At 47.2% G+C, this 12,844-nt stretch carries 9 protein-coding genes; 6 read left to right on the top strand and 3 right to left on the bottom strand.

Annotated elements, in window-relative coordinates:
- The first annotated feature begins 61 nt into the window (after positions 1–61).
- Positions 62–805 carry a hypothetical protein gene (locus RIH33_RS06035; protein WP_406654090.1) on the top strand — a complete coding sequence of 248 codons (744 nt, stop codon included), beginning with the start codon at positions 62–64 and terminating at the stop codon, positions 803–805.
- A 15-nt stretch (positions 806–820) separates the two neighbouring features.
- Here RIH33_RS06035 and RIH33_RS06030 read toward each other — a convergent pair whose 3' ends face one another.
- A complete protein-coding gene (locus RIH33_RS06030) occupies positions 821–2,143 on the bottom strand; it encodes a hypothetical protein (protein WP_406654089.1) in 1,323 nt (440 codons plus the stop codon).
- Positions 2,144–2,280: 137 nt separating this feature from the next.
- Entirely contained in the window at positions 2,281–2,481 is a 201-nt protein-coding gene (locus RIH33_RS06025) for a hypothetical protein (protein WP_406654088.1), read from the bottom strand.
- A gap of 288 nt (positions 2,482–2,769) precedes the next feature.
- On the opposite strand from RIH33_RS06025, the gene RIH33_RS06020 reads away from it, so the two are divergent.
- The gene (locus tag RIH33_RS06020; RefSeq protein ID WP_406654086.1) at positions 2,770–4,152 is read left to right on the top strand and encodes a T9SS type A sorting domain-containing protein; all 1,383 of its coding nucleotides are present in this window, start codon (positions 2,770–2,772) and stop codon (positions 4,150–4,152) included.
- A gap of 87 nt (positions 4,153–4,239) precedes the next feature.
- Here the strand turns inward: RIH33_RS06020 and RIH33_RS06015 are convergent, their stop codons facing one another.
- The gene (locus RIH33_RS06015; RefSeq protein ID WP_406654085.1) at positions 4,240–5,373 is read right to left on the bottom strand and encodes a Fic family protein; all 1,134 of its coding nucleotides are present in this window, start codon (positions 5,371–5,373) and stop codon (positions 4,240–4,242) included.
- A gap of 324 nt (positions 5,374–5,697) precedes the next feature.
- On the opposite strand from RIH33_RS06015, the gene RIH33_RS06010 reads away from it, so the two are divergent.
- From RIH33_RS06010 to RIH33_RS05995, 4 genes are all read left to right on the top strand, one after another.
- Complete coding sequence (locus RIH33_RS06010) at positions 5,698–6,339, top strand: cupin domain-containing protein (RefSeq protein ID WP_406654084.1); 642 nt, start codon at positions 5,698–5,700, stop codon at positions 6,337–6,339.
- Between the two features lie 103 nt (positions 6,340–6,442).
- Positions 6,443–7,051, top strand: a complete 609-nt coding sequence (locus tag RIH33_RS06005) for a Pr6Pr family membrane protein (protein WP_406654083.1) — start codon at positions 6,443–6,445, stop codon at positions 7,049–7,051.
- Positions 7,052–7,347: 296 nt separating this feature from the next.
- Positions 7,348–10,725: a methylmalonyl-CoA mutase family protein gene (locus RIH33_RS06000; RefSeq protein ID WP_406654082.1), complete on the top strand. Its 3,378-nt coding sequence runs from the start codon at positions 7,348–7,350 to the stop codon at positions 10,723–10,725.
- 240 nt (positions 10,726–10,965) lie between these two features.
- Positions 10,966–12,837 carry a DUF1080 domain-containing protein gene (locus RIH33_RS05995; RefSeq protein WP_406654081.1) on the top strand — a complete coding sequence of 624 codons (1,872 nt, stop codon included), beginning with the start codon at positions 10,966–10,968 and terminating at the stop codon, positions 12,835–12,837.
- Positions 12,838–12,844 lie beyond the last annotated feature (7 nt).

The raw sequence follows: 12,844 nt of genomic DNA, 5'->3' as shown, positions 1-12,844 counted from the left end.
TCCAAGACGTTTACGCTCACACTTTTTTGATAGAAAAAGAATGAAAAACTATCTTCAAACCATGATAAAATACATTTCCATTTTCGTATTGATTGCTGTGGGTTGTACCTCCCCAAAAGCGGATCAGAGGGGCTCTACTCTGGCAATTCCGGTTGAATTTCAGAAGGTTCTTCAAAAACATGGCGAAGTTGACAGATGGAATAGCTTCCAGGCTGTGGAATTTGATCTGGGAGATGAGCACCACCAAATCAGCTTGGGCGATCGAAAAACCAGAATAGACAAAAAGGAAGGTGGAATCATGGCATTTGATGGGGAGAATGTTTGGGTGACCGATTCCGCCGATTTACAGGGTGCCCGGTTTTACCACAACCTGTTTTTTTACTTCGGAGCAATGCCTTTTGTATTGGCAGATCCGGGTATCAGCTATGACATGGTAGCACCACGGCAATTCCTGGGCAATACCTATGATGGCATTCGGGTGTCATTTGCGGAGGGTGTAGGGGAGTCATCCGGGGATAGCTACCTATTGTTTTATCGCCCGGATCATTACCAGATGGAATGGCTGATGTACGAATCTACTTTTCACAGTGGACAGGCCAGCAATGCATACAATTTGATTCATTACAGTGATTGGGTTTTGGTAAATGGACTATTGATGCCCTCCAAAATTCAGTGGCATTCCTTTGATGGAGACAGTGTAGGAGGGGTCACGAGCGAAGCCTTTTTTGAAGAGATTCAATTAAGGGAAACCGCATTGGCGGATTCCCTTTTTGTCTTACCGGAAAATGGGCTGACTGCTCCTTAGCCATTCCAGGGTGGATTAAAATCCACCTGAATTTTTGCTGTTTTGCAACTGCTTGGCCATGGCCGCACCTATCAGACTTTCTAATGGTGTGCCACCCTTGTCTCCTCCCATGATCATGGTTTCAGGAAATTTAATTTTGGCAATTTCAGCTGCTACTTTAATGTCTCTGTCGAGTTGCATCTTCAGCTTTACCTCCGGAGTGATCCCGGCACTTACTTTTTTCATGATTTCATAAGCGTCCGCATCGGCCTGCACCTTTTTTCTTTGAGCATTAAGGCGCTCAGTTTCCAGAGCAATAGCCGCTAGTTTTTTGTTGGTTTCTTCTTGTTTCAGCTTGGTTTCAATGGCAATCAGGGCCTTCACCTGCTCCTTCTCCTGAGCCACTCGTTCCGCGGCTTTATCACGCTCACCCTCTGCGATGATTCGCTGCTGGGCATCTTTGGCTGTTTCCACTTTTTGCTGTTCCAACTGCCTTTTGGCGGATTCATCGCGCTGGGCCTCCAGTCTTTGCTTGAAGGTAGCCTCGAGCTCTATGTTGTCTACAATCACCTGTGAGACTATAATCTTGTTTTCGCTCAGCTCATGCTTGATTCTCTTTGGGATACCATCTTCGAGTATTTTCTTAACCTCGTAAGAGGTTTTGATTTCCTTGATGATGCGGTTATCATTTTGGACACTTGCAAAAACAGTGTCACGCTTTTCCAGCTTTTCTACTGCATAGGCACCACCTTTTAGCTGCTCCTCAAATGCCTGTCGGAAACTTTGAGCCTCTCCGGAAATGTAGTTTTGAGCAGCAAACATATAGGCAGTGTTTACCAACTGTTCTTTTACCGTTGGGACAATCGTGTTATTCACCAGATTGCTCATCGTACGGAATTTTACTGCCAAATTGATAAAGCTTTCTTCATCTCTGGGTAGCTCAAACCTCGTGGAAACATAACCTGAAGCCGTTACCTGATCTATAAACCGGAGAGGAATGGGTTTCATAATTCCACTGACTTCTCTTTGATCTACTTCAATGCCTTGCCCCACTACTTTTACATCAATGAATTTTTGCCAATGGTCGATCTTCGCGAAGCCTCGCCATTTAATGCCCTGCTCCATTACGGCGCTCATTCGGCCGGTGGGATACACAAGTAGATAATTGAAGCCCCTGTCTGCAAAGAAAAATAGTGAATTGATCAGCATCATAATGACACCAAAAGTCACTAGAAGCATTCCTTGTCTTATTTTGAATCTTCTCATCCAGGCCAATGTGGGCACGGTTATTTCAATTCTGGAAATGAGAATGACCACAACTCCAGTGGCCAATAGCAGTAATCCGATAAAGGTAAACATGATAGATTAAGGATTGGTGAAAAATAACGTTATAACTGGCTGTCAATCTAATAAAGATGTTGGTTATAAAGCAATTTTTTCAACCGGCCAATCATGGTGTGGTCCTGTTTTTCGGTCTGTATAGAATAGATCCGGTGCTAGATCGCTCGAACTACCCGTAATGGAAAGGTGAGTATAGCCCCAATGACCCGAAACACCACTTCGAGTGTGAAGCCGACGATTCTGAATGGGAGTAGAATCAGCCAGAAGAAGCCCAGAAAGAAAAAGAGAAAGATGGCCAGGGGCCAGGAAATGCTGAAGAGGATAAACCAGAGGATGATGGCGATGACAGTTTTCATGTTACAGTGGTTTAGGTTTATTCTCTACAAAAAGCAAACCACACTTGTAAGCCTTTGAATTTCAGACAGAAGTCTTTTGGAAGCTTGGAAATGACTATCCGTTTGCGGACAGTTATGGCCAGTACCGGACATGAACAAATAGGCTTGAGTGAACATGACTAAGCCCACCTTTTACCCGATAATCAGGTCTTAAAGCAGGTTTGAATCCAAAAGTCACCGTTCAGACCTTTATTCTGAAACCACCCAATTGGCTTTTCGTTCAGATGTAGAATTTGATTTCATTTTTTTGTGAGAAAAGTACTCTTGCTGTTGATTTTGATACCACAAGTGGTGGTGTCCCAGCGAAACACCTCCTTTTGGGAAGTATTGGATTCCAAAGCCGATCCCCAAGCGATTCATTTTGACATTGCCATTGACCCTGCCAGTGATGAGATTCACGTGGCTACGGATCATGGATTGTATAAGAGCGGGCCTGAAGGTGACAACTGGCAAAAGCTCAGTGCACCGACGATGGCCTTTTTCCAGATTAGAATTTCCGGACAGTATCGCTACGCCGTGGCAGCTCAGGGTGCTATCTACCATTCGCAGGATGGGGGCGATACCTGGGCGGAGAGTCAGCTGCCAGATACTCAGGAAATTCGGGACCTGGAAGTACTGCCCAATGGAGACGTAGTGGCTGCTACAGGTCATATTTTGGAGAAGAACCAGGTGGGCTATTTCAGGGGAAATGGTCTATTGAGATCTGTTGACCATGGAGCTACGTGGCAAAAGCTGGATATTGGCAGCTTCAACAATCGATACATTGCGCAGCTGGCTCAGGATAGCCACGGCAATCTCTTCGCTTCGGTGAATGAGTATAATGCCCAGGACGGGGCCCTCATCTACTCGGTTGACGGTGGTCTGTCATGGCGAAAAATACCTAACCCAACTTTTTTAGGAGGAGGAAACGAACTCCTCACCACCAACGTGGTGCAGGTGACCAGCCTGGAGGTGGATCATACGGATCGTATACATGTGAGCCTGCAGGGTGGCATTGGATCCATGGCTACTGCCCTCAATTTGACCAACAGCCTCACCGGGGCATTGGATAATGGCGAATGGTCGCACCTGAAACTCACACCTTATGGCTATGAATGGTTTTACAATGAGGGTTATGATCTGTTCTTTGCTGAAAATGGAGATATTTACGCGCCCAGATTGGGATTTTCCTTTCGGTTGTCGAGCATTTTCTACCTGGACCATGAGCAGGAGCACTTTGAGCGAATGCCGCTCGATCCTGTGATGATCAATGATGCACCGTATTTCAACTTTTGCCGGTTTGCTCAGCGCAAAGACGGGCGGGTTTTTGCCGTACAGCAACTGGACGGTCAGGTGTACTACACAGATCATAGCCGCAAGCCTGAGCCCGTTTTGGGGGTGGAGGATCCAAAGTCGTTGCAGGTCTTAATCTACCCCAACCCTGCTCAGGACCGATTGAAGCTTGTTTTGCCTGAGACTCAGGGTAAAGCAGAAGTGGTGGTCTATGATTTTGCGGGGCGAATGGTTGAGCATTATGAACGCTTTGAGCACCAAACGCTCGACCTGGACGTCAGGGTTTGGCCACGGGGTTTGTATACTGTTCAGGTACAGATAGACGGCACGTCAGAGTGGAAAAAGCTACTGCTCAGATAGGTTTTGATGCCTGATTCAAAGTAAACATTGATTATTTACTTTTTTGATGTTTAGTGCGGGTTGAGCCCTCAGTTTAGCACCCCACAATTACTCAGACAAAATTCGGTACAGTTCCATATTCAGGTAATAATGATGCCCGGAGATGGTGCGTTTTTCCAGAATGGATAAATCACAAAGTTGATTCAAATAGTTTCTGGCCGTACCCTCCGCATAGATTTTAGCATCGGTCAGGTGACTCACCTTGGTGAGCGGCTGGGTAAAGATCATCTGTACGAGTTGCTCAGGTTTCCGGATTTTGGTTTCCTCTGATATGGCTTGCATCATGCCTTCTTTGGCCGCCAGGATGTCATTGACCTTGTTGAATGTCAGGTTGGCTGTGGTTTCTACAGCTTTCAGCATATACAAAATCCAGCGTTCCCAAAGTCCGCGCTGGGTTACACCAGCCAGCAGGGAGTAGTACTCACTTTTATGGCTGATGATGTATCGACTCAGAAACAGGATGGGCAGATCCAAAAGCCCTTTTTGGGTCAGAATGTTGATGTTAAAAATCCTGCCGGCACGTCCGTTTCCGTCCCGAAAGGGGTGAATTACCTCAAACTGGTAGTGGGCAATGGCCATTTTGATCAGGGGGTCAATGGCATACTTTTCATCATCATTCACAAAATCTACCAGATTTTGAAGTTTTTGCTCAATAATTCCCCGGGCCCTTGGAGGAGTATAAATAGCCGTGCCCGCGTTGGGGCCGGTGCCGCCTTGTTTGATGTAGATATGAGCACTGGATGGCCGCAGACCATCATTGGTTTGCTTGATGATCCTGTACAGACGGATAAAATAGTCCTGGTCAAACTGCCCCTGCGTCATCAAATACCGATGACCTTCCCATAGCGCCTCGCGGTAGCGGAGTACCTCCTTCGGTGCACCTTTCACATGCACATCTTCCCCTTCTTCGCTGTAGGCCTGATAGAGTTCGTCGTCCGTTGTGAAGATGTTTTCGATCTCACTGGAAGCCTTGGCTTCCTGCAAACTGATAGTGTTGATGAGGATGCCCTGGTTGGGAATGGCGACCGACCGTCCATGCAGCCTCCCCAATGCCGACTTGGTGTTGCCCAACTGCTCCATGATGTCTACCGTGCGGTAAAGATTGGGGTGTATGGGCAAATCCGGCAGGTCATTCCAGGGCTTGTTTCTGTCCGGGTTGATCTTGAATAGAGGTGCTTCCATGGTTTGATGTTCAAAACTGAGTAAACATCAAATTATTAGTAATTTGATGTTTACTCGAAAGTAGACATTAATTTTCAGGGTTGCAAGAAGTCATACACCCAACCCACCAATTGTAATCCTATTGAATTTAGAAGCGTTTTGGCCAGGCTGAAGGGGTCTTACTTCAGTTGCCAGCTAATCAGACAGAAAACACTTGACTTGCAATGGTTATTTTTCTATTTTAATAGTCTAATAGCGGATATCAACATCCTGTTTATCAGCGTGTTGAAAGATCACCCAGGAGAAATCCGCAATTACCTTCGTGCGACACCAATCAATACCGATATGAAACTTCTTAGCTTTTTTGTGACAGGAGGAATAGCCATCCTTCTTTGTGCGTGCTCCCGAGACAACGGCACGCATTCCCATGGACCGGAGACCCATACCCATGGCTCGGCAACTGAAACCTTCTCGATTGAGGGTCTGGTTGACGAGATAAAAACAGTACCTGATTCCATCATCGAATACCTTCACGCCCAGCATCATTCACACAAGGTACTGGAAAGGCGAACCGTGCCGCCGGGCTATGCGACCCGGGAGCTGAAGAACTGGAAAGAATACGCTGCCCGGCTGGATGAACTACCGGTCATTAACCCGGGCCCCGGGGAATATGTGCATGTCATGGAGGGCTATAAAAACGGCTATCAAAACCTCGTGATTGGGATTACAGAGACTTTTCCTGGCGGTGCTCCGCCAATGCACACCCACAAGGGGGAGGAGTCGCATGTGTTGTTGGAAGGAACGATCCTCTATGCACTGGGAGATACCCTTTTTACCATAGAGGCGCCATATATTGTCAACATCCCTCCGATGGTGCCACATGCATTTAAGAACATAGGGGAAAAAACCGCCAATCTGGTGGTGATATTTCCTACGAATGTCTGGGAATATGATGTGCTCGATTACTTTCCGTTTCAGGAGGAGTGACCTGGGATGCATGTAACTCCAAAGACCATTTTTTGCATGAAAATGAAGAGATGCGCTAAGGAATTTTTCAGAATCATGAAGATGATTAAATTAGCATCGCGTTATGAGGAAAAAATGGTCAACATTTTTAGCGGTTCTGGCTTGGGTAGCTGTATTGACTCAGTACTTTTTAATGCTGGAAAACAGGGTTGCCTCCGTGGGTGAAACAACCATCCGATTCTTCAGCTTTTTTACCATACTGACCAATTCGCTGGTGGCGATTTATTTTACGATGATCGTTCTCCGGCATAAAAAGCCATCCAGCCTGAGTAAGCCCGGTACCTTAACAGCCGTTACCGTGTACATTACCATGGTTGGGCTTGTTTATCAGATTGTGTTGCGGCCTGTTTGGGAACCTACCGGGGTTCAGTTGGTGGTGGATGAGCTCCTTCATTCGTTGATTCCCATTGTGGTCATTGTGTGCTGGTACTTGTTTGAAGACAAATCGCAATTGGCCTATCGGCAAATACCGAAATGGCTGATTTACCCATTAGTTTATCTGGTATACATCCTCATCAGGGGCAATAGTGCTGGTTTTTACCCCTATCCCTTTGTGGATGTGGAGAGCCTTGGCCTTTCGGCCGTATTAATGAACGCCGTGGGGCTGATCATTTTATTTGTTGGGATGTCAGCCTTGTACATCAAAGTAGGGAGGGTGATTACTAAAAAATAAGGAACGATCAACTACGTCCAATGTCTGACTCCCTAAAGTCAATGGAACGGGTTTATCAAATGAGATTCCTTCAATTCTCAAAATAGAGATCACCCAATTTCTTAACTTCCCGAACATCCTTTTCCCTTTTGTCAAATCCCCGAAATGGGCACCTTCACAGTAGGGTTTTACTTATTTTTGTAGCTGTAGTCGGGAACTTAGGGCTTCTGTGAAGCGCAAGTCCAGGCTCATGAGTCATTTGAGTACTCAGTAAGACAAACAACATTAAAAGACCCCAAAACATAAACCGATCATTTATGTCTCAGACCATTGCTCCTTACAAACCCGTCAATCACATCAGGATAGTCACAGCTGCCTCACTCTTTGATGGACACGATGCGGCCATCAATATTATGCGTCGGATTATCCAGTCCACCGGTTGCGAGGTGATTCACCTGGGCCACAACCGCTCCGTGCAGGAGATTGTGGATTGTGCCATCCAGGAGGATGCGCAGGCCATTGCGATTACCAGCTATCAGGGCGGGCATGTGGAGTACTTCAAGTACATGTTTGACCTGCTGAAAGAACGTGGCGCCAGCCAGATTAAGATTTTTGGCGGTGGTGGTGGCACCATTCTTCCAGAGGAGATCAAAGAACTGCACGAATACGGCATTACACGTATTTATGCGCCCGATGATGGACGCGAGATGGGCCTACAGGGCATGATCAACGACCTGGTGAAAACCAGTGATTTTCCGGTAGGAGAAAACCTCAACGGACAGATCAAAAAACTACACAAAAAGGAAGTTAACGCCATTGCCAGAGTGATCTCAGCGGCTGAAAATTATCCTGAAGAAAACAAAGGGCTACTGGATGAAATTCGCAGTACCATCGATGCGAAAAAAACTGCGCCGGTTCTGGGGATCACAGGTACAGGAGGCGCTGGAAAGTCCTCGCTGGTAGATGAGCTTGTCCGAAGGTTCTTGTTGGATTTTGAGGATAAGAACATTGCAGTGATTTCGGTGGATCCATCCAAGCGGAAAACCGGAGGTGCACTCCTTGGCGACCGTATCCGCATGAACTCCATCTTCAGTGACCGGGTGTACATGCGCTCACTGGCCACACGCCAGTCCAATCTGGCCCTTTCCAAATATGTGAAAGATGCAGTGGACATCACCAAGGCGGCGGGTTTTGATCTGATCATTCTTGAAACCTCAGGAATCGGTCAGTCAGATACGGAAATTACGGATCACTCAGACATGGCGCTCTATGTGATGACCCCAGAATATGGAGCTGCTACCCAGCTGGAGAAGATAGACATGCTGGACTTTGCGGACGTGATCGCCCTCAATAAGTTTGACAAACGGGGCGCCCTGGATGCATTGCGGGATGTCAAAAAGCAATACAAACGCAACCATGGCCTTTGGGAAACTCCGGATGAGGAATTGCCGGTATATGGTACCATTGCCAGCCAGTTCAATGATCCGGGAATGAACCAGCTCTATCGCGCGATTATTGATGAACTGGTCAGGAAAACTGGGGCTGACCTGAAGTCCGGTTTTGAGTCTACCCAGGAGATGTCGGAGAAAATCTACATCATCCCGCCTAAGCGCACCCGCTACTTATCTGAGATTTCAGAAACCATCCGGGACTTTAACCAGACGGTCGAAAAACAAAAAGAGATTGCGCAGAAGCTTTATGGATTGGACAAATCCCTGGAGGTGATGAAGGCGATGGATAAGGAAGCTGCGATTGAGGCCATTGAGGAAGCCAAAGCACAACTGGAACTGGATCTGGATCCGCACAATAAAAAGCTACTGGAAGAATGGGAAGCCAAAAAGGCCAACTATGCCGGTGAAAAATTCACCTACGAAGTACGGGGTAAGAAAATAGAAGTGGAGACTACCAGTGAGACGCTTTCACACTCCAAAATTCAAAAAGTGAGCCTGCCGAGATATGAGGCCTGGGGGGATGTGCTGAAGTGGAGCCTGCAGGAAAATGTACCTGGAGAATTTCCCTATACGGCCGGTGTATTTCCATTTAAAAGAAAAGGAGAAGACCCTACCCGGATGTTTGCCGGAGAGGGCGGCCCTGAGCGAACCAACAAGCGTTTTCATTATGTGTCACACGGATTGCCAGCGGCGCGACTGTCTACGGCGTTCGATTCGGTCACGCTTTACGGGGAAGATCCGGATCACAGGCCGGATATTTATGGGAAGATTGGCAACTCCGGGGTGAGCATTTGCAGTCTGGATGATGCCAAGAAACTATATTCAGGATTCAACCTGTGCGATCCCACTACGTCCGTTTCCATGACCATTAATGGTCCTGCTGCTACCATTGCAGCATTTTTCATGAATGCAGCTATTGATCAGCAATGTGAGCTCTACATCAAAGAAAAAGGACTGGAGCAGGAGATAGCGGCTAAAATCAAGAAAATTTATGATCAGCTGGGCAGCGAGCGACCTACTTACAAAGGCGATTTACCAGTGGGTCATGATGGGCTTGGGTTGATGCTCCTTGGTGTCACCGGTGAGGATGTGTTGCCAAAGGAAGTTTATGAGGAGATCAAGGCCAGAACGCTCTCCAGTGTGCGAGGCACGGTGCAGGCAGATATTCTTAAGGAAGATCAGGCCCAGAATACCTGTATTTTCTCTACCGAGTTTTCTCTGAGACTGATGGGCGACGTACAGCAGTATTTCATCGATCAGGCCGTGCGCAATTTCTATTCAGTATCTATTTCTGGCTATCACATAGCCGAGGCAGGTGCCAACCCGATCACCCAGCTGGCTTTCACGCTGGCCAATGGTTTCACCTTTGTGGAATACTACCTTTCACGTGGGATGGACATCAACAAATTCGCGCCCAACCTGAGCTTCTTTTTCTCCAATGGCGTGGATGCAGAATATGCCGTGATTGGCAGGGTGGCACGGAGGATTTGGGCGAAAGCCATGAAGCTGAAGTATGGTGCCAATGAACGTTCGCAGATGCTGAAATACCACATTCAGACTTCCGGTCGTTCGCTGCATGCCCAGGAGATTGATTTCAATGACATCCGTACCACCTTGCAGGCTTTGTATGCCATTTATGATAACTGTAACTCACTGCATACCAATGCTTATGATGAAGCCATCACCACACCCACAGAGCATTCCGTGCGCAGGGCCATGGCAATCCAGCTGATCATCAACAATGAGCTGGGACTGGCCAAGAACGAGAATCCAATGCAAGGGTCATTTATTACCGAAGAGCTCACCGATCTGGTGGAAGAAGCAGTAATGGAGGAGTTTGACCGGATCACCGAGAGAGGTGGTGTGCTGGGTGCGATGGAAAGCATGTATCAGCGTGGTAAAATTCAGGAGGAAAGTCTCTATTATGAAACCAAAAAGCACAATGGCGATCTGCCAATTATCGGAGTGAATACCTTCCTGTCATCTACAGGATCGCCTACGATCACACCAGATGAGGTGATCAGAGCTACTGAAGATGAAAAACAGGCTCAGATCACTAACCTCAATGCGCTCCATCACAGAAATGAAGACAAGTCGGCAGAGGCCTTGCGCAAGTTGCAGGATGTGGCCCTGAACAACGGTAATACATTTGCTCAGCTGATGGAAAGTACCAAGTATTGTTCATTAGGACAGATTACCCATGCCATGTTTGAGGTCGGTGGGCAATACAGGAGGAATATGTAAACATCTTTCAGGTACCGGAGGGGCAGGGCGTTTACCCATCCTTCCGGTATTGAATTAATTCTTTTTTGAGGATTCTCTCGAAATGGATTCAGGAATCAATCGCGGATACCCCGTGGGTCTTGTCTTGGATAATCAAAGCTGCGTCTGTCGGCAAGGTGAATCAGGCTCATTTCTGTTTTGACACCCGTCAATTTTTCTTTAGCTTCATCCACTCAATTTTTTGATTAAGAACCCAACAATATGAATTCAATCCGAATCGCGCTCAGTGCAGTGATGTATCTGGCGTTATCAGCCTTCCTTTGTGCCCAGGATCGAGGAATGAGACCATTGCCTTTTGATGATCTTTCCGCCTTTCAAAATCAGTCTGGCAACTGGCAGATAGTAGGTGATGTGACCATGGATCCCACGGTAGATATCCATGCGCAGCCCCCGGTAGAAAAGAAGAAAAAGAAGAAAAGCCAACCTCAAGCGGATCCCATTACTTCTGTTTCGGGTACAGGCGTGTTGCTCAACAAGCCGGATGACTCACACAAAAGCCACCTCGTTACCAATTGGGAGCACGGGGACATTGCGCTGGAAGTGGAGGTGATGATTCCCAGGGGATCTAACTCCGGGCTTTACCTGCAAGGTAGGTATGAAGTCCAGCTTTGCGACAGCTGGGGGGTGAAAACCGCTCGTTTTTCGGATATAGGAGGTATTTACAGGAACTGGGAGCAGAATCCCGAAACCAGCTACATGGGGAAAGCCCCTTTGATCAATGCGGCCAAGGCTCCTGGTCTTTGGCAAAAACTGGAGGTGGTTTTTAAAGCACCGAGATTTGATGAGAGTGGAAAAAAAACAGCCAATGCCCGCGTTATTTCTACCATACTCAATGGGGTGAAGATTCATGACAATGTAGAAATCCCCAGGCCTACTGGCGGACCTTTGGTGAATGATGAAGTGCCTATGGGGCCAATCATGATTCAGGGAGATCACGGGCCGGTGGCCTTCAGGAACTTCAAATATAAGCTCATTGGTGACCTGGATATTCGTTTGGAAGACTTGACCTATGAGGTGCATCACGGCCCTTTTGAAACAGAATCGGAAGTGAAGGAATCTGCCGTGGTGAAAAGCGGAAGTATTCCTGCACTCACCTACGAGGTGGCAGGGAAAGACAATCAATACGGGATTGTTTTCAACGGGAAGCTGATAGCACCACGAAGTGATGAATATTTCTTTGATATGGTATATGGAGGTTTGGGTTCACTTAGGATTGATGGAAAATCAGTTGGAGATGGGTGGAGAGGACTTTCGGAATCTGCTACTCTGGAGGAGGGACCGCATGCTATAGAGGTAGTTCTTTTTAAAGCACAAAGTTGGTTGCAGAATAGTTTGAGCTTGTTTGTATCCACTGCCAATTCTTACCCGGTGGCTTTGCATACTTTCGGTTCTGCACCTCCTGGAAGTAATCTGGTGCCACCCATTCTTATCGAACCAGCGAGTGAGGTGAAGTTGCTCAGGGCCTTTCTTGACTTTAAAGGAGACCGTAGCCAGCGGCTCACGCATACCATAGGTGTGGGCGAACCTGATCGGATTCACTACATCTATGACCTGAATGCCGGGAATCTTGTGTGTGTTTGGAAAGGTGACTTTGTGGATGCCACACCCATGTGGCATGATCGGGGAGATGGATCATTCCGACCCCTGGGGATGCTGCAATACCTGTTTTCTGGGCCGTCTTTGGCGGTTCTCAATAGCCCCGAACAGGCATTCCCTTCATCATCTGACGATTTTAAATCCAAAGGATATACGCTGGATTATGACACTCAGCGCCCCACCTTTTTGTATGAATACAAAGGGGCTGAGGTGAGTGATAAAGTGGTTCCTGATGGGGAAGCAAAGTACTTCACCAGAGAAGTGATCGTAGCTAATCCAAGCGCAAATACTTATCTGAAAGTAGCTGAAGGAGGTAAAATAGAACAACTGCCCAATGGTTGGTACGCTGTGGATGATAAGCAGTACTTCATTAGCATGAGTTCCGGCCAGGTTCCGGTTATCAGAAGAGCGGGTGACCTTCAGGAACTGATCGTACCCGTGGACACTACACCTATCCAATATTCATTAACCTGGTAAGTCTAAT

The sequence above is a fragment of the Marinoscillum sp. genome (genome assembly GCF_040222955.1).
In the GTDB taxonomy this organism is placed as follows: Bacteria; Bacteroidota; Bacteroidia; order Cytophagales; family Cyclobacteriaceae; genus Marinoscillum.
Note: the sequence above shows the minus strand (reverse complement) of the source record. Positions and strands in the feature narration are given on the sequence as shown.

Coding starts and splice junctions, on each gene's coding strand:
- RIH33_RS06015 (WP_406654085.1), bottom strand. CDS start 5,373: ATGGAAGCACCTCTATTCAAGATCAACCCGGACAGAAACAAGCCCTGG.
- RIH33_RS06010 (WP_406654084.1), top strand. CDS start 5,698: ATGAAACTTCTTAGCTTTTTTGTGACAGGAGGAATAGCCATCCTTCTT.
- RIH33_RS06005 (WP_406654083.1), top strand. CDS start 6,443: ATGAGGAAAAAATGGTCAACATTTTTAGCGGTTCTGGCTTGGGTAGCT.
- RIH33_RS06025 (WP_406654088.1), bottom strand. CDS start 2,481: ATGAAAACTGTCATCGCCATCATCCTCTGGTTTATCCTCTTCAGCATT.
- RIH33_RS06035 (WP_406654090.1), top strand. CDS start 62: ATGATAAAATACATTTCCATTTTCGTATTGATTGCTGTGGGTTGTACC.
- RIH33_RS05995 (WP_406654081.1), top strand. CDS start 10,966: ATGAATTCAATCCGAATCGCGCTCAGTGCAGTGATGTATCTGGCGTTA.
- RIH33_RS06030 (WP_406654089.1), bottom strand. CDS start 2,143: ATGTTTACCTTTATCGGATTACTGCTATTGGCCACTGGAGTTGTGGTC.
- RIH33_RS06000 (WP_406654082.1), top strand. CDS start 7,348: ATGTCTCAGACCATTGCTCCTTACAAACCCGTCAATCACATCAGGATA.